Annotated in this window: 10 protein-coding genes; 9 read left to right on the top strand and 1 reads right to left on the bottom strand. The window is 29.7% G+C overall.

All coding sequences use genetic code 11. From position 1 onward, the window contains the following. Positions 1-28 precede the first annotated feature (28 nt). Entirely contained in the window at positions 29-5536 is a 5508-nt protein-coding gene (locus ACSIGC_RS00920; protein ID WP_442266307.1) for an alpha-2-macroglobulin family protein, read from the top strand. 73 nt (positions 5537-5609) lie between these two features. Here ACSIGC_RS00920 and ACSIGC_RS00925 read toward each other — a convergent pair whose 3' ends face one another. Beyond that, complete coding sequence (locus ACSIGC_RS00925; RefSeq protein ID WP_442266308.1) at positions 5610-8657, bottom strand: GEVED domain-containing protein; 3048 nt, start codon at positions 8655-8657, stop codon at positions 5610-5612. A gap of 314 nt (positions 8658-8971) precedes the next feature. On the opposite strand from ACSIGC_RS00925, the gene ACSIGC_RS00930 reads away from it, so the two are divergent. From ACSIGC_RS00930 to pbpC, 8 genes are all read left to right on the top strand, one after another. Then, positions 8972-10282: a short-chain dehydrogenase gene (locus ACSIGC_RS00930; protein ID WP_442266309.1), complete on the top strand. Its 1311-nt coding sequence runs from the start codon at positions 8972-8974 to the stop codon at positions 10280-10282. Positions 10283-10513: 231 nt separating this feature from the next. Beyond that, positions 10514-11077 carry a hypothetical protein gene (locus ACSIGC_RS00935; RefSeq protein WP_442266310.1) on the top strand — a complete coding sequence of 188 codons (564 nt, stop codon included), beginning with the start codon at positions 10514-10516 and terminating at the stop codon, positions 11075-11077. Positions 11078-11381: 304 nt separating this feature from the next. Further along, the gene (locus ACSIGC_RS00940; protein ID WP_442266311.1) at positions 11382-12197 is read left to right on the top strand and encodes a hypothetical protein; all 816 of its coding nucleotides are present in this window, start codon (positions 11382-11384) and stop codon (positions 12195-12197) included. Positions 12198-12219: 22 nt separating this feature from the next. Further along, complete coding sequence (locus ACSIGC_RS00945; protein ID WP_442266312.1) at positions 12220-13473, top strand: hypothetical protein; 1254 nt, start codon at positions 12220-12222, stop codon at positions 13471-13473. A 2-nt stretch (positions 13474-13475) separates the two neighbouring features. Continuing rightward, on the top strand, positions 13476-14396 hold the full coding sequence (locus ACSIGC_RS00950) for a glycosyltransferase family 2 protein (RefSeq protein ID WP_442266313.1): 921 nt from the start codon (positions 13476-13478) through the stop codon (positions 14394-14396). A gap of 6 nt (positions 14397-14402) precedes the next feature. Next, entirely contained in the window at positions 14403-15566 is a 1164-nt protein-coding gene (locus ACSIGC_RS00955; protein ID WP_442266314.1) for a hypothetical protein, read from the top strand. Positions 15567-15714: 148 nt separating this feature from the next. Then, positions 15715-16716, top strand: coding sequence for a metallophosphoesterase family protein (locus ACSIGC_RS00960; protein ID WP_442266315.1), 1002 nt, complete (start codon positions 15715-15717; stop codon positions 16714-16716). A gap of 311 nt (positions 16717-17027) precedes the next feature. Then, positions 17028-19373: a penicillin-binding protein 1C gene (gene pbpC / locus ACSIGC_RS00965; protein ID WP_442266316.1), complete on the top strand. Its 2346-nt coding sequence runs from the start codon at positions 17028-17030 to the stop codon at positions 19371-19373.

A 19373-nucleotide genomic window follows, 5' to 3' on the forward strand; every position in this document is an offset into this window, starting at 1 on the left:
AGTTAACTAGAAAAAAATTGTAAAAAACATGATCAAAAAACTATCATCTTATGTGTTGATTCTTATTGTTTTAATAACAGGATGTAAAAAGAAAACAGAAGTAAAAGAGAGTGATGTAACCAGTTTTACGGAGTACATTAGTGTTTATCCAGAAAAAATGATTTCTGTTTTACCCAAATTAGATTTTTACTTGAACAAAACAGTAGATGCACAAGAAATTGGTGATGATGTAATTACAATGAGTCCAAAAGTAAAAGGAAAAATAGAACTTAATAATACTGTTTTATCTTTTGTGCCTGAGGAAAAATTAGAAAGTAATAAAGAGTATTCTCTTACACTTCATTTAGATAAATTATACGGAAATGTCGATAAATCTCTTCAGGATTTTACAATTGCTTTACAAACAAAACCTTTACAGTTTAGTGTAGCATTACAAGCTCCTTCGATTTATAATAAAGACTGGTATTACATTGAAGGAAGTTTAACTTCTAGCGATGTAATCGAAGGAAAAAAAATAGCAGAATTAGTAAAAGCAAATTACAACGGAAAAGAGAAAAATATAAAGTTTGATATCACTTCAGATACTTACACAAACGCGGTACGATTTAAGATTGATAGTTTACAACGTTTTCCTGATGATAAAACTGTAAACGTAAATTGGAATGGAGCAGTTGTTAATTCAAGTTCGAAAGGTGAACGTGAAATGGTAATTACAGGAAAATCAAATTTTAAAGTATTGTCGTTCGATGTTTTTAATGAGAATAAGCAAAGAATAGATATTAACTTTTCAGATCCAATTAGTAAAAATCAAAATTTAAAAGGATTAATTCAGTTTGTAAATACTCAAAAACAAAATTTTACAACCAAAATAAAGAATAATGTTATAAGTGTATACCCAAAAGCTTCTATTCGTAATAAAGTAGATATTGAAGTTTTTAAAGGCATAAAAAATACTGAAGGTTATACTTTAAAAAGTAATGTTGTTAGAACTTTATATTTTGAACAATTAAAACCAGAATTAAGTTTCATTAAAAGTGGAACTATTTTACCAAATTCAGACAATTTAAAAATTAACTTTAAAGCAGTAAATTTAAAAGCTGTAGATGCTACTGTTTACAAAATTTATAAGAATAACGTTCTTCAATTTTTACAAAACAACAATTTAAATAATCAAGGTAATATTCGTTATGTAGGAAGACCAACTGCAAAATATACAGTCAATTTAGCGAATCAAGGATTACATTTAAGTAAGCCAAATGCTTTTGCAGTAGATTTATCAGACTTAGTTACTATTGAAAATGGAGCGATGTATCGAGTTGAATTATCGTATCACAAAGAATACTCTAATTATTCTTGTGATGGTGAAGAAAGTAATGCAACTATTGTTTTCGGGAAAAAAGAAGTAGATACACGCAATTACGATCGTGCTGGTTATGGTTATTATTACGATGATTATTACGACGATTACAATTGGAATGAACGCAAAGATCCTTGTAAAAAATCATTTTACAGGAATAAAAAAATTAGCACCAACTTATTAGCTTCTAACTTAGGAGTTATTGTAAAGAAAGGAAATAACGATAATACTTTCGTAGCAGTAACCAATCTTTTAAGTACTCAACCTTCAAACGGTGCTAAAGTTGAATTAATTAATCTGCAACAGCAGATTGTAGTTTCTGCTAAAACTAATGCGGAAGGTGTTGCAATTTTTGATGATGTAAAAGGAGCATATTTTGCAAAAGTATCTGATAATAACAGCACAACTTATGTAAAGTTGAATGATGGAAATTCATTGTCGATGAGTAAGTTTGATGTTTCAGGCGCAAGATTGCAGAAAGGAATTAAAGGATACATTTATGGAGAAAGAGGAGTATGGAGACCAGGTGATAAAATGTTTTTAACTTTTGTGTTGAATGATAAAGCAAATCCAATTCCTGAAAAACATCCAATTAAATTTGAATTGGTTGATCCGCAAGGAAAAATTACAGATCGAAAAATTGTTCAGAAGAATAATTTAAATGTATACACTTATGCGCCTAAAACAGATGCAGAAGCCATCACTGGAAACTGGAAATTAAGAGTGAATGTAGGTGCAGCCAAGTTCAATAAAGTATTAAAAGTTGAAACGATTAAACCAAATCGTTTAAAAATTAAAATAAAAACAGAAGATAAGTTTGTAAAATCAGGAAAACCTGTTCATGGTGAGTTAGAGGTAAAATGGTTACATGGAGCAATAGCAAGAGGTTTAAAATATGATATAGAATCTAAGTTTTCTAGAACAACAACTAAATTTCCTAAGTATGATAATTATGTTTTTGATGATGTTACAAGAAGATTAATAACGACTAATTCGGTAATTGCATCTGGAAATTTAGATAATGAAGGTAAAGTTAGTTTTACTAAAAAAGCAGATTTAGGAACTAGAGTACCGGGAATGGTTCGTGCTAGTTTTATAACTAAAGTTTATGAAAATGGAGGTGATTTTAGTACAGATGTGTACAGTACCAAAGTTTCACCATACAAATCATATGCAGGATTAAATTTAGCAGAAGAACAACAGTCTAAAAATTATTTATTTACAGATCAAGAATATGCTTTTAATGTAGCATCTGTAAATGAAGAAGGAAAAGGAATTATAAATGATTTAGACGTAAAAGTTTATAAGTTAAGTTGGAGATGGTGGTGGAGTTCTTCTAGCGACGGATTATCTTATTACGATGGTTCAACTCAACGTGAATATTATGATTCAAAGAATGTACGCACAGATGCAAACGGTAAAGGTGTTTTCAATTTAAAGATTGATAAAAATGATTGGGGACGTTATTTAATTAAAGTAAAAGATAAAAAAAGTAAACACGTTACTTCTGCAGTTGTTTATTTTGATTGGCCTTCTTGGTACGGAGCTAAAAGAGGAAGTCAAGACAAAACAAATGCAACAATGCTTGTGTTTTCAAGTGATAAAGAATCCTATAATGTAAATGAAAATGCTACAGTGAAATTTCCTTCATCAGCAGGTGGTAGAGCTTTAATTACTATTGAAAATGGAACACAAGTTTTAGATCATTTTTGGGTAGAAACAAAAGATAAACAAACAGATTTTAGTTTTCCAGTTTTAAAAACATACACACCAAATGTATTTGTAAATATTTCATTGTTGCAACAACATTCTCAGACAAAAAATGATTTGCCTATTCGAATGTATGGAGCAATTCCGATATTGGTGAAAGATCCAGAGACTAAATTAGAACCAGAAATTCAATTAGCAGATGAATTAAAGCCAGAAAGTATTGCGAAAATTAGAGTTAAAGAGAAGAATGCAAAAGCAATGACTTATACAATTGCTTTAGTTGATGATGGATTATTAGATTTAACTCGATTTAAAACACCAAATCCATGGTCGACATTTTATGCAAGACAATCTTTAGGAGTAAGAACTTGGGATATTTTTGACGATGTTATTGGAGCTTATGGAGGAGAAGTAAATCAGATTTTAAGTATTGGTGGAGATGAAGCTAAAGCAGGAAGTAAAAACAAGAAAGCGAATCGTTTTAAACCTATGGTTTCGTTTTTAGGGCCTTTTAAGTTAGGTTCAGGAGAAGTAAAAACTCATGAAATTAAAATTCCGAATTATGTAGGTTCAGTAAGAGCGATGGTTGTTGCATCAAATGGTACTAAAGAAGCTTATGGAAGTGACGAAAAAAATGCTTTTGTGCGAAAGCCTGTAATGGTATTAGCATCTTTACCACGTAAAATCACACCAAAAGAAACCGTTACTTTACCTGTAACAGTTTTCGCAATGAAAGAAAATGTAAAGAATGTAAAAGTTACGGTTAAACCAGATCCTTCATTTAGTATTGAAGGTAAAGCAACACAAACATTACAATTCAATCAGCCAGATGAAAAAATGGCATATTTTACTTTAAAAGTAAATGATTTTAAAGGTATTGGTAAAGTAAGAGTAGAAGCTAGTTCAGGAAGTGAAAAGGCATTTTACGAAGTAGAAATAGATGTATTAAATCCAAACCCAGTAACTACCGAAATTAAGGAGTTAGTATTAAAATCAGGAGAAGAAAATCAATTAGATTTAGCAACTTTCGGTACTAAAGGAACGAATTCTGCAAGTATAGAATTATCTACATTACCTCCAATGAATTTTACAAGTCGTATGGAGTATTTAATTCGTTATCCACATGGTTGTGTAGAACAAACGACGTCTAGTGTTTTTCCTCAGTTATATTTCCCAGAGTTGTTTGAATTATCTGGAGATAAGAAAAAATCAATAGAGCGAAATATAAAAGCAGCGATTAATAGATTATCATCATTTCAAAAATTAAATGGTGGACTTTCATATTGGCCAGGAGGAGTAAGTACTAATAGTTGGGGAACATCTTATGCAGGTCATTTTTTATTGGAAGCTGAAAAAAGAGGATACGCATTACCAATTGGATTTAAAGCCAAATGGTTAACATATCAGAAAAATGAAGCTAGAAAATGGAGAAAATCTTCAAAATATTATAACAATGAATTTGCTCAGGCTTATCGCTTATATTCATTAAGTTTAGCCAATAGTCCAGATCTAGCATCAATGAATAGATTAAGAGAAACTTCAGGAATATCGAGTTCAACAAAAAGACGTTTGGCAGCTGCTTACGCATTAATAGGAAAAAAATCTACAGCTGAATCTATTTTAAAATCAATTACAAGTAATGATTATAGCAGAAGATATTATTACAATTATGGTTCTGAAATTAGAGATAAAGCAATGTCGTTAGAAACGTATACTTTAACAGGAGATGAAGTACAATCGATAAAGTTAGCAAAAGATATTGCTGAAAGTTTATCTAGTGATCGTTGGATGAGTACTCAAACAACTTCATATGGTTTATTGGCTATGGCTCAATATGCGTTAAAGAATGGAGAAAATTCAGGTATTAATGCAAATTATACTTGGAATGGAACCAAGACATCAATAAACACAACAAAATCACTATTTGTGAAGGATATGAATTCGTTAAAGAGTAATAATGCATTTGTGATTAATAACAGTTCTAAAAGTCCATTATATGTAAGAGTGTATAATAGAGGGATTTTACCAGTAGGAGAGGAGAAAGTAATTCAGAAAAACCTTGATGTAAATGTAGTTTATAAAAACAAAGATGGTTACAGAATCGGTGTTGAAAGCTTATCTCAAGGAACAAATTTTGTTGCAGAAATAACTGTTAGAAATACAACAAACGAAACAGTTCAAAATATAGCACTGACACAATTTTTACCATCTGGTTGGGAAGTTGTAAATACTCGTTTTACAGAGTTTGGTAATAATACTACTTCTTCTGCAGTAGATTATACAGACATTAGAGATGCAAGTATTAGCAATTATTTTACGTTATCTGGATTTAAATCGAAGACATTTAGAGTGTTATTAAACGCATCATATTTAGGAGATTACTATTTGCCTGGTGTACAAGCTGAAGCCATGTATGATAATGATTATATTTCTAGAACTAGAGGCCAATGGATTAAGGTTTTAAAATAGAGGGATTTACATGCCGAAAATAAAAAAGGTCACTCAATTTCGAGTGACCTTTGCTTTTTTTAAGAAATTTATATTATTTTTTTATGAAGCGTTTTGTAACAGCTTTACCATCCGAAACAAACTTCACGAAATAAGAACCGGTTGCGAACTGAGAAGTATCAATAGTTGTTTTTTCGCTTACTTCTTTATCAGAAGTATAAACTATTTGTCCAGTGATAGAATAAATAGTTACTTGACTAAAGCTACCGTTTAAGATTTCAATATTTAAACTATTCACAGCTGGATTAGGATAAAGTTTTATATTCTTTAATGAGTTATTTGTAAAGTCTAATAATTCTTCACGAGGAGTATTTTCGCTTTTTGTATCTGGCACAAATGGAGTTTTTACATTGTCTCCACTAATTGTAATTTGATCAAAATAAACTCTATCAGCATTTCCACTTGCATCACAACGTAAACGGAATCTGTTTGCAGTAGTAAAGTTAAAATTAGCAGCATCTAAAGTGATAATATCGGTAAAGAATTCTTCGTTGTTATAATCTACACCTACAGTATATTGACCAATTACTTGATAAGAAGAACCGTTAAAGAATTCAACTAAGAAGTTTTCACCAGATTCAAAACTATTAATGAAAGCAAAAAACTCAAAAGTTATTTCGTTATTTCCAGAAAGATCTAATTCAGGAGAAACAGTATTCGAAGTAGAAGTATCATCTCGTAAACGCATAGAGAAACTTCCATCATAAGATCTTGTAGCATTATTTACACGAGCACAATCACTTCCTGGGTCACTCCAACCTTCAAGTCCAGTTTCAAAGCTAAACCCAGCAATAACACCAGATGATCCTCCACCACCGTTTCCAGTTTCTAAGTTTACAGTATAATCCTCAACTTCACCATAGGTAAAAGTCTCACAAGAAGTAGGAACACCGTTATATTTCATAGAAACTCTCATTCTAACAGAAGTCTGAGAAGTACCGTTAGGAATAGTAAAAGTTCCGGAATTAGTTGCATCTGTTGATGGGTTTTTAGACCACACTAATTCACCAGAATCATCAAAATTACCATTATTATTATAATCAATCCAAACAGCATAACCTTCATTGTAAATAGTTCCTGTCCAAGTAGGAGTAATAGTTATGGTATAGCTTTGTCCTTCACTTAAATTAGTAGAAATACTAGAAAAATCAGAATAGCCTTGTGCTCCAGAATTATTGTTAATCGTATTTAAAGTAACGTTACTTATAAACTCATCGCTTACATTATTTCCTGTAGAATCACAATACGGTAATGGTCCATCAATTGTGGTAAATATAATATTTATACTTCCTGAATTATTTCCAGCTGCATCCTGTGCTATAACAGCAGCAGTGTATTGCGTGTTAGGAGTTAATCCTGTTACATCAAAAGAAGTATTAGATGAAGTTCCAACTTGATTTCCATCTATAGAAATTAAATATCTAGCTACTGCTACGTTATCAGTAGCGGCAGTCCAATTTAACGTAGCTCCACTAGAAGTAATATTTGAAACAATTAAGTTTGAAGGATCTGTTGGAGCTTCTGTATCAGGTGGTCCAGCAGGTTGCATTTCAAATGTACCAACCACACCTTTTCTTCCATCATTCATATACTCTGTTATATACCAAAATGTACTATTATTTGATGGATCAACATCAATTTTACTATAATCACCATAACGTGTGCCTGGAATATTTTGATTACCATTTGCGATTAATCCTTCTGCAGCTGTCATTGTACCTAGAGGATCTCCATTTGATCTACCTGTGAAATAAGAACTTACTCTCGTTGTGGTTGTCGTTGTTGGTCCAGATAAAGATGTATATCCCATACCAATATTTCCATTTGCATCCATGGCTAAACTAGCATTCCAAGCATGTCTTCCGTCAGGAGCATTATATGTTCCTTCTTGGTATAAAGACCAAGGTTGATTATCGCCAGTTTGACGAAATTCCATCCAACGCACACCTGCTAGTTTTCCTGAAGAAGCATCAGTGTCTACGACAAAATTAAAAACAGCAGAATTATGAGTTGCGAATTTTCTAAATTGAGCTTGATTCATAATTGTAGCTTGTAAAGCATCAATTGTCGGTCCACCATTTGGTTGTGGTAAATTAGAGAAACTTCCTCCATCAAAGACACCAATAAAAGGAGTTACAGTAATTTCTTGTGGGTTAGAAACTGTTGAAGCAGCTGTATTGTTCCAATCAACATCAATAGTCCAAACTTTTACATGATCCGTAGAAACTCCAGACCAAGCATTATCTTGCATATAAACAACAGTTGCTCCACCAGTTGCCGGTAAGTTATTATCTGTAACATTTAATACTTGCGGGCTATAAAAACCACTGGTTTTAATGTTGGGTAAGTCAAATCCTAAGATGCCTGCATTAGTATCTCCCTGTAGCATTGCATTTCTTTCTAATGCCCAAACTCTGTTAGAGCTACTTGTATTATCGGTTAAATAATACCCATCACTCCAAATAGATAACTTTTGATAATCATTAATTTGACTAATATTATAAATATACCATCCAGAAGTTAGTGGATTTGGTCCATCAGAAACTGCAATTTGAGCTCCACCACCTAAAAAAGATAATACCCATCTGTCGGCAGCATTATCATAAGATACGGTTAAATCACAGCATCCACCAGATGGGAAAATTGCTGGGTTAGGAGCAGTTTCTCCTAACAATTCGTTTCCTTGTTTATCATAAATCATAAATCCAGTATTAAATACTACCATAACATGATTAGGACCAACAGCTAAAGAAGGATCGGTAGGTTGTGAACTAGAAGAATAGGTATCAAATACTAATCCAGCATTTGCCATTTTTCTACTTTGTTCCATAGGATGTCTGTTTCTTCTAAAAAAGTCGTCTTGCTTTTGAGGATCTTGTCCAGGAATAATAATATTCCCCATAGATCTTTTGTCTTTAGCTTCTTTTGGTACATCAACAAAAGGAACTAAATCTGCAGTTCTAGATACGATTGGTGAAACGTACTCTACAGAAGAGATTTTTCCACGATAAAAAGGTTTGTTTTCTTGAGAAATTGCCGCAATAGACAATAAGAAAAATACAATGAGAAATTGTTTTTTCATAATAATAGGGTTTTGGGGTTAATTAATTAACATAAAATTAACGAATTGTTTTTAATGTATATATTTGATTTTTAGTGTTTTTCCTGTTGTTTGTTAAAGGTTGTTATTAAATTGATATAAAGAGATAATTTTTGCTTACAGATTGATATAATCAATGAGTGCATTTATTTAAAAAAGCAACTAAGGTGCGTTTATATGTGGTTTAAAGTGAAAAGTATTAATGATTAAAGTAGTTGCAGTTATAAAAACACTCATTTATCATAAAATGATTACTATTGTATTAGTTTTATTATTAATAATTCTAGAAAAGTAATATGAAAAGGATCTTATTATTATCATTAGTAGTTATGATAATTGTCAATTGTTCAACAGAAATAAAAACTGATGTAGAATTATTAAATTTAGATAAAAATGAGCTTGAAAAAAGCTTAAATTCTTATAAGGTTTTTCCTTATAAATTTGGAAAAATAGCAATTCGATCTGCAGTTACAATAGATACTATTTCAGAAGAATATCAATCTTTTAAAATTTTTTTAGATAAAGTGTCTAAACGATTAATGCGACACGATTTATCAACCCCAGATGAATTATCATTATTTGATTATGTAAGTATTTACAGAGATTATAAAAAAATAGAAAACTTCATTATCAAAACAGATGAAGATATGTTTCCAACTATAGTTGATGCTTTACGAGTTACTTATGGAGATTCTATTCAAAAACAGCAGCCATATTTTTCAGGAAAACAAAAAGAATTAGTTCAAAATTTAGAGCATTCTGTTTTAAGTGCAATTGTAATTCTTAGTAAAGATTTAGGTAAAGAAGTATCATTATATGAATGTTCTAAAACAAATCCGGAGATTTTACCAGATTCAGAATTAAAAGCATTACTAAGTTATTTTAGAGGTTTTTTATTTTTTGAAAAGAAACTCTATTACCTTTCTGAAGATGAGATTTCAAGGAATATAACTTGGTTAGATAAAAATCAAAATGTCGATTTACACTATACACGAGCAATGTTTCAATGGGGAAACTTAAATAACCAACAAACTCATTTAGGTTTTCATGCGTTGAATCATTTATTTAGAGGATTCGATAGATTAATGATGAAACGCGAGATCGATGAAAAACGTGCATTAGAAGATTTTGAAGCTTTTTTAAATGATGCCAATGAAATCGGACTTAACAATGAAATCACTTGGGCTATAGAAACATTCTTATACTTAAAAACTGAAGACAAAGAGAAAGCTATAGCTTCTTTAACAAAATTAAAATCTAGTTCTTTATTATCTACCAAAGAGAAAGAAAAAATAGAAGAATCAATTAATTATATTAAGACTAGAGAATCAGGTAAATTACTTAATGGAGTTTACGATAAATTTTTCTTAAGCAAAATAGCAACAAAATATATGTTTTCTATTTTATCTCAAGTGAATTGGGAAAAATTACTAAAAGAAAACAATGTACCGCATACAGAAGAAATATTTTTGGTAGTGAATAATTTAAAAGAATTTATAGATAAGTTAAGCACATATACTTCTACAGATGAAATTAAAAAAGCAGGTGAGAATTTAAAAGACAAAGGAAAAAATCTTTTTGATAAGGCTAGAAGTTTAGTGAAATAAATGAGTATTTAGATTAATGCTATAATCTTGTTCTATATGTTACTTTCGGGAAACAAACATAATATACAAGAACCGTTGTATGTTATTTCCTCTACTTCTTAAAAAGTTAATTACTTTGTAGAAATGTTTTACCGAAGAAATCAGATAAAAAAATGCTTATTTTTAAATAATTATAAAAAGTTGCTTAAAATTTAAGAAAAGTATAATTAAATAAATAGATTTAATTTTAATATGAAACTCTTATATCTATCACTAGCCATTCTTATTAGCCTTATTATATATTGGATTTGTAAATGGGCAATTAACAAACTCTTAGATAAGGATGAATCACCAAAAAGTTTTAAAAAATCTGTTCATCAGCTTTTTACTGATTCTGATATGAATTGGGTTAATCGGTGGATTCTTGCAGAAAATTTACTTGCAATTATTATAAGTCTATGCTTTATAACAATTATCTTTTATAAAGGTTGGTTTGCTGGTGAAAAAGCCTTTATTCTCGAACCAAATCAACTAAATATTAATACCTCTAGTATAGTGGTATTAAGTATTATTTGTTCTATTCCATTAGCTTTTTGGGTAATGCGTTTACTAGGTCTCATATTGCTATTTACTTCTTTTAGCATGGATTTTTCTGATGTACATTGGCTTAAATGGATTCAAAGTTTTTTTATAAAAAATAAAAAAAAGGGGTGTTTATGGTCAATACTAAAATTATTTCAATTTGTTATTTTATGCTTTCAATTTACATTTTCATTTTTTATTTCTTATTCAATCTTAAGAATTGCCTTTAGTTAGAAAAAAATTAATGAAATTTAAAAAAAGATAAGACTTTAAAATCTCACTCAACAATTTATACATGTATTAAAATTTTTTGAAAAAGAAAACTCATTTGTAAAAAGAAAGAATTTAAAGTTGTTAGTAGTAAAAGAAAATAAATTATATATTTAAATTTCTTGATTAAAATATAAACTTTTGTACTTGAATTAAATACGTTTGAGGAAAAATCAAGATAATTAACTGAATTAAATTTTAAAATTGGAATGTAATTGATGTCTTTTTAATCAATTCAATAACCATTCTAATCTTAAAATTTAACAGTATGAACTTAATTTCTATTATTACACCAGTAATTGATCAAATGGAAGCTTCTCATTTGAAAAGTCAACTTTTAAAGTATTTCCCTTTACAAAAAGAGCAATTTGCAAAAATTGAAGCTTCTTTTAAAGCTTTAACAGCAAAGAAACAAGATCAAAACGCTTTAAACTTATTCTTTAAAAGTTGGAGTCAAACCAACAATAGTGCAATGACTGTTGCCGGGCTAAGTAATCGTATGACAATGTTAATTCATAAGAATAAAGAAGTACCAAGTGAGTATGATTTATTTAGAGCTGTATCGAGTTTAAATCGAATTGTAGATGAAGATTTAGCTGTTGTAGGTAGAGTTTTACATTCAAAGTTATTTTATGATATGGCAACTAGTATAGCTAGTGACGATTCTTGGTTATCAAATGATTTTTTAAGTCAAGAAGCTATTAATTTTAAAGCCTGGAAAGATAAAAATTCATTGCGAAATAAAGATATTATGATAGGTTTATTAACAACTTTAGTTCATGAAATATACACACATGGTGAAGTAGAGTTCATAATTCCATTATTCCGTCAATGGTTAGAAGAAGAAGGGCGTTTATCTTCGGACGAAATTGATAAATCTTTAGCTTGGATTCAAGTACACTGTGGCCCAACAGAAAAAGATCATTTTTTCCATGCGGTAGCTTCAGTACAATCTTATTCTAAGGCATTTAATGTAAATATTGAAGATTATGATTTACAAGAAATTGTAGAAGATTACTTACGTTTAAAATCAGAAGTAATGAGCGTTTTACATAAACAATTAGAACCAGAATTCGCAGTTTAAGATGAATTTTAAAAAATAAATTATGGTTAATAATATAATTTATGATTCTAATCAAGTAAGTACATTGTCTAAAAAAGGAGTATCAATTAGAGAATATAAACAACGATTAGAAAATTATGTTGGTGAACTTTCACATGATATCTCTGTATTTAAAAATACACCATTACTTAGTACAAATCATCAATTAGAATCCTATCAAGAATTAACCAAATTATTAAATAAAGCTTTACAACAAATAGTATCGAACTTTAATAAAGATATAAGAATTCAACAAATTTATCAGTTGGATGTAGAATTAGTATCTATTTTAAAATTAGCAGATAGCTTTCCTTATGAGGTAGGAATGTATCGTCCTGATATTATTTTCGATGATAAAGGACAAGCAAAAATTTGTGAAATTGGTTGTCGATATCCTATCAATGGATGGATGTTAAGTTATTATATAACTCAAGTTTTAAAGGAGTTACATACATTAGAAAACGATTGGAGTCCTGTGAGTTTTCAGTTAGATTTTATTTCTGAAATTTTTAAAAACTTTAATATAGATAAAAACATCTTTTACTTGCATAATAAAGAGAAAGGAACTGAAGCTTACTTATTGTTTGAAGAGTTAAATAAAAGAGGTTTTTCTATTCAAGATGTTGCTCCAAGCCAATTAAGTTTTGTAAACGATCAATTAGAATATAAAGGAGAACAAACCTCACAATTTATTTTAGAATTAGACAGAGAAGAGCTAAAAACAATAGATAAGAAGGTTTTAAAAGCTATTGTAAAGAGTGAACGCTGTATCAGTGATATAAGAAGCATCATTTTAGTGCATGATAAAAGAGTATTATCAGTATTATACAATGAGGAAATAATGTTGGATTATATGACTTGTAAAGAGTATCGTTTTTTAAAACAGTTTTTAATTCCTTCTTTTATTTTAGATACTTCAAAGAAAAGAGAAGAATTTTCTAAATCAGCAGAAAACTGGGTGTTAAAAAGAAGTAGCGGTGGTAGAGGAATTGATATGTATGTAAAAGCAGAATGTAGTAAAGAATTATGGGAAAATACGATACAAAATGAATGGAAAAATTACATGATTCAACAGTTTGTAGATCAGAAAAAAATACAAATTACAGAACATAATACTACTAACAAATTAAACATTGTAGGAATGTTACTTTCATATAATGAACAAACTTTTGGCCCAGGAATATATAGAGGTTCTACTAAAAGTATAATAAACGTTCATAGTGGAGCAAGTATTTTTCCAAGTGCCATAAAAAAATAAACATGAAGTTTTCTGTAGTTATACCATTATACAATAAGGCAACTTATGTTAGAGATACTTTACAATCTTTAATAAATCAAACAAAACTACCTTACGAAATTATTATTGTAGATGATAAGAGTACAGATGATAGTTTAAAAGAAGTAATGACTTTTCTTAAGAAGAATTTTAATAGACTAATTAATATAAAAGTTGAAGTTATTCGATTAGAAGAAAATAGAGGTGTAGGTTACGCACGAAATATCGGGTTTAAACAAACAACAGGAGATGTAATTAGTTTTTTAGATGCAGATGATGTTTATGATAAAAATTTACTGAAGGTTACAGAACGTACAATGCAAGAACATAGTATTGATTTTTTAATTTTAGGAATTCAATTGTTTCCATCCTATCAAATTTATCCTAAAATTTCTAAAATAGAACGAGAATTAGAACAGTTAAATCAAGAGTTATATACATTTAAAAAACCATTAAAAACAATAACTTCTCATAATTTTTATATGGGATTAGGAAGTAATGTGATTATAAAGAGAAAGTTAGGTGAAAAGGTAAAGTATATAGAAGAAAATATTTTTTATCAAGGTATAGATTATTGGTATAGAGTAATGAGAACTATGTTAAATCATGGAAACACTAATATAGGATTATTGATGGGTAATTATTTGAAAGTTAGAATTGTGCAAGGCAGTGCTTCTAGAAAGAAATACAAAACTTGGATTGATATAGATATTCCTCCTGTTTTAACACGATTTAAAGACAGTAAAGATTATTTCGATAGAAGATTAAAAGGAGTGGTAAGCTCTCGTTGGATTAAACACGCACTTTCAAACTTAGAATCTCGATCAGAAAAATTTAAATTTATCCTTCATTACAAGCGATTGTTTTTAAATCAATGTCACTATTTCTTTTTACACAAATTCTAAATTATTATGGAACATTTAAAACTTTCAGCACATTTTAATTTGGTAAAAAAATCTTCTTTATTTAAAGGTTTTTATGACGAAAAATTAAAAAGGGAAGAAGTACAACCGATGGAAAAACATATTTTGAGAAATGTATTGGAGAAAAACTTTAATGTAAAGAATGAAAAGAAAGGAGTGTATTTGGTACGATCTGGAGGTTCTTCAGCCAAACCACTTGTGTTTCCTGTAGATATAAAAGAAAATTTACATCAAAGAAATGAATTAGCTAAAGAGTTAGTTAAAGATAAAATATTTACATCAGAAACTATTGCTTTAAACTTATTCAGCTACAAAAACATGTATCGATCGGCAGGTATTTTAGATGATATTTTAGAACGTTGTGAAGCAACTACCTTATCTTTAAGTGCTGCTTCAGATTATGATATTATTTATAATTCAGCTATTGAATTTGGAGCAAATTTAGCTATGGGAACTCCAACAAAATTAGTGCGATTAGCGAATTATGTTTTAGAAAATAATTTAGAATTTCCTTTAAATAAAGTTTTATATGCAGGAGAGTTTTTAATGCCTTCACATGCAAAATTGTTTCAAAAAGTTTTTGGAGTAAAACAAATTTTATCACTTTATGGTTCTGCAGAAACTGGAATTTGGGGTTGGGGGAATTATACTGAACCTGATATGCATTTTAGAGTTTTAGATGATTTAATTATTGAAATTGAAGATTCAGATTGCGATGGAAATGGAAAAGTAATAGTAACAAATTTACTCAGAAAAAGATTTCCTATATATCGTTACTTCATGGGAGATATAGGTAGAGTTGTATATAAAAATGAACAACGATTTTTACTTCTAAAGTCGAGAGAGCCTAAATCTTTTTCAATACATTCAGAAGCTTATTTTTTAAATGATTTCGATTGGTTATATAATTATGTAGATCGTTTTCAAATTCAATTAAATATACCTTCAACACTTCAAACAGAGGTGAAATTCTTATTGGTTAACTGTAATAATTCAGAAGAAGATATTCAGATAATTAAAGAAAAAATGAATGCGATTTTTAAATTTGATTCGAAATTTGTTACTGTAATTATAGAGTTTGTAAAACAAGATCAATTATATGTAAATGAAACATCTTCAAAAACACCTATAATTGTAGATTTAAGAATGTAATTCATACCAAAAAATAACTAAACTATTATGAAAATTATTAAGCTGCTTTCTTTGGTACTAACAATATTATGTATTGTAAATTGTAATTCTAAAAAGAGAAATCAAACTAAAAATTTAATAGAAAAAGCTCAAAAAGATAAAGATTCTATTGTTTATAGTTTTGTTTTTTTTTGGATGTAATCGTGTTGATAGACATCAACAAGGTGATACTACAGCTACAAATGCGTCTACTGCAAATTTATCTGCCATGAAAAGGATATGGACTGAGGTCGCAAATTTAAAACGTAAACCAGAACTTTTGTTTTTCCTTGGTGATATGGTGCTTGCTGAAACCGATACTATTAATTTAAATAGTCAATTAAAAGCTTGGGTAAAGCTATACAACAACTCCAATTTTAGTCCAATTAGTACTTCGGGTATAGAAACTGTAGCAGTTCCAGGAAATCATGAAATGTTATACTGGCACGATTACAATGTACCAAAACATGATGAATGGCCATTAAAAGGAGCCACTAAAATTTGGATGAAATATATGAGTAACTTTATGCCTAAAGATAGAATATATGTAGAAGGAAAAGATAGTATAAACAATCAAATGACATTTGCATTTAAAAGAAAGAATATTGGGTTTATTGTGATGAATACAGATACTTATAATACACCAACTAAAGAAAATCCGTATGGTTTAGAAGGACAAATTCCTACAGATTGGATTATTAAAAAAGTTGAAGCTTATAAAAAAGATAAAGCTATAGAACATATTTTTGTACTGGGTCATAAACCATATTATGTAAATGGTAAACCACATACAGATCATCAAGGAATACCTGATGGCCCAATTTTGTGGCCTAAATTAGAGGAGAATGAAGTAGTTGCAATGTTATCAGCTCATGTACATGATTATCAAAGAATGCAACCAGGCAATAAAGGCACTTATCAAGTAATCGCTGGAAATTCAGGAAGTCCTGGATCAGCAACATTTTTTGGTTATACAAAAATCGATATTATGAGCAGAGGAAAAGTAAAACTGACAGCAATGGGATTCGATGTTGGTAATCCTTATTATAAAGCTGTTCCAGAAAATCCATCTACAGTAAGAGATCAAACTACTTTAACATGGAGTCAAAATTCAAATCTATATCAAAATTAAAAAAATTAATGAGGCGTAAATAATTTCTATATTTATTTTGTATGAAATAATTCTAATAAGGTCTTTATGTAGATATGTCCCTTTTGAAGCTTTTTCTTTTTAGGAAGATCAGAACATGGATGGCATGATAAGTTTTCTAAAACTAGAGTTGTAAAAATATAAATTAAAAATACTTCATATAATAGCTCTAAAAATGTTAAGACTTTAATAAAGGTATCGTTAACTCATTTTGACTATAATATCTAAAACTTTTTATCTAATTTGCAGTGAAATAAAAGAGATAATTATCTTTTAGAAAGAGAAAATTGCAGATGAATAAAATAAAGCAAATCTTAGGTAAACATAAGTTTAAAATAATCTTCTTTATACTTCTTATTTGGTATTATTTTGCTTTACCTAAAGAGCTGTTTAATACACCAACATCAACTGTGGTTACGTCTAATAATAAGGAGTTGTTAGGTGCAACAATAGCAAGTGATGGTCAATGGCGTTTTCCTGAATTAGATTCTGTTCCTACCAAATTTAAACATTGTATTATTCAGTTCGAAGATGCACATTTTTATAAACACTTCGGATTCAATCCTGTTTCCATTGTAAAAGCACTACGTCAAAACTTAAAAGCCAAAAGAGTGGTTCGAGGAGGTAGTACATTAACACAACAAGTTATTCGTTTATCAAGAAAAAATCAGCAAAGATCCTATATAGAAAAGTTTAAAGAACTGATTTTAGCTACACGATTAGAGTTTCGATATTCTAAAGAAAAAATACTTCAATTATATGCTTCTCATGCACCTTTCGGCGGAAATGTAGTCGGATTAGAAATGGCAGCTTGGCGATATTACGGTTTACAACCACATCAATTATCTTGGGCAGAAAGTGCCACTTTAGCAGTGTTACCAAATGCTCCATCTTTAATTTATCCGGGAAAAAATCAACTACGGTTAAAAAAGAAACGAAATCGATTATTAAAAAAGTTATTTCAAGAAGAAGTAATCGATAGTTTAACCTACACATTAGCAATAGAAGAAGAATTACCACAAAAACCACATGAATTACCTAATCTAGCTTCGCATTTTGTTCAAGAAGTAAAAAAGAAGCATAATGGAAAACGTATTCATAGCACTGTAAATATTGAACTTCAACAACAAGTTCAGAATTTAGCAAAGTTGCATTATCAGCAAATGCGACAAAATGAAGTCCATAATTTAGCTGTATTGGTATTAGATGTAGATACAAGAAAAGTACTAGCTTACTTAGGAAATTCACCAACAGATAAAAAACATCAAAAAGATGTAAATAATATCATAGCTCCTAGAAGTACAGGAAGCACGTTAAAACCGTTCTTATACGCCCATATGTTACAATCAGGAGAGTTATTACCAAGTCAATTAGTAAAAGATATTCCGACGGAAATTGCAGGTTATACTCCCAAAAACTTCGATTTATCTTTCGATGGTGCAGTTCCCGCTGATGAAGCTTTAACACGATCTTTAAATATTCCAGCAGTTCGAATGTTACAGGAATATGGATTAGAAAAATTTAGAGATCATTTAAAAGAATACGATATTACGCATATTAATAAATCAGCAGATTATTATGGATTGTCATTAATTCTTGGTGGGGCAGAGGCGAGTTTGTGGGATTTGTGTAAAATTTTTGCAGGTTATGCAGGAACGGTAAATCATTATGAAACCTTAAAGCATCAGTATTATAAAAATGAGTTTGTAAATCCTGTCTATCAGAATACCAGTAAAGTTGATTTTGGAAAAGTAAATGCGAATCAAAGTATTATCGATGCAGGTTCGGCATTTATTACTTTAGAAACACTTACGAATGTAAATCGACCATTATCAGATCAAGCATGGAAATACTACGATTCTTCTCAAAAAATAGCTTGGAAAACAGGAACAAGCTTTGGAAATAAAGATGCTTGGGCGATAGGAACCACATCGAAATATGTGGTAGGTGTTTGGGTAGGAAATTCTGATGGTGAAGGACGACCAGATTTAACAGGTGTAGGAAGCGCAGCGCCGTTAATGTTTTCTGTGTTTGATGTATTACCGAAAGCGACTTGGTTTTTAGAACCGTTTGAAGATTTAAAAGAAGTAGCTATTTGTAAGCAAAGTGGTTGTATTGCATTACCAATTTGTCCATCAACAATAAGAAGAGTTTCAAAGAATGGAGTTAGAGGAGCATCTTGTATTTATCATCAAGAAGTATTGTTAGATAGTGATGAAAATTTCCGAGTAAATTCAGAATGTGAATCAGTAAATAATATGATTACAAAATCTTGGTTTATTTTACCTCCATTAATGAGTTACTATTACAAACAAAAAAATCCAGAATACAAAAAATTACCAGAGATAAAAGCAGGATGTTCAACCATAGAAAAAAATACAATTGATTTTGTATATCCAACAACTATTCAGTCTAAAATGTCTCTTACTAAAGATAATAACGGAGATATTAATCCAATTCTAGTCAAACTCACACATAGTAATCCTGAAGCTAAAATTTACTGGTATATTGACAATACTTTTATGAAGGTAACTGAAGAATATCATGAATTACCAATTCAACCTTCAAAAGGAAAACACACCATAATGGTTATCGACGATAATGGAAACGAAGCCAAACGTTTCATCGAAATTTATTGA

The sequence above is a fragment of the Tenacibaculum aquaeponti genome, from assembly GCF_052084715.1.
Classification (GTDB): domain Bacteria; phylum Bacteroidota; class Bacteroidia; order Flavobacteriales; family Flavobacteriaceae; genus Polaribacter.

What these genes read in the sequence shown, in the direction of transcription:
- ACSIGC_RS00920 (WP_442266307.1), top strand. Translation starts at nt 29, where the DNA reads ATGATCAAAAAACTATCATCTTATGTGTTGATTCTTATTGTTTTAATA.
- ACSIGC_RS00925 (WP_442266308.1), bottom strand. Translation starts at nt 8,657, where the DNA reads ATGAAAAAACAATTTCTCATTGTATTTTTCTTATTGTCTATTGCGGCA.
- ACSIGC_RS00930 (WP_442266309.1), top strand. Translation starts at nt 8,972, where the DNA reads ATGAAAAGGATCTTATTATTATCATTAGTAGTTATGATAATTGTCAAT.
- ACSIGC_RS00935 (WP_442266310.1), top strand. Translation starts at nt 10,514, where the DNA reads ATGAAACTCTTATATCTATCACTAGCCATTCTTATTAGCCTTATTATA.
- ACSIGC_RS00940 (WP_442266311.1), top strand. Translation starts at nt 11,382, where the DNA reads ATGAACTTAATTTCTATTATTACACCAGTAATTGATCAAATGGAAGCT.
- ACSIGC_RS00945 (WP_442266312.1), top strand. Translation starts at nt 12,220, where the DNA reads ATGGTTAATAATATAATTTATGATTCTAATCAAGTAAGTACATTGTCT.
- ACSIGC_RS00950 (WP_442266313.1), top strand. Translation starts at nt 13,476, where the DNA reads ATGAAGTTTTCTGTAGTTATACCATTATACAATAAGGCAACTTATGTT.
- ACSIGC_RS00955 (WP_442266314.1), top strand. Translation starts at nt 14,403, where the DNA reads ATGGAACATTTAAAACTTTCAGCACATTTTAATTTGGTAAAAAAATCT.
- pbpC (WP_442266316.1), top strand. Translation starts at nt 17,028, where the DNA reads ATGAATAAAATAAAGCAAATCTTAGGTAAACATAAGTTTAAAATAATC.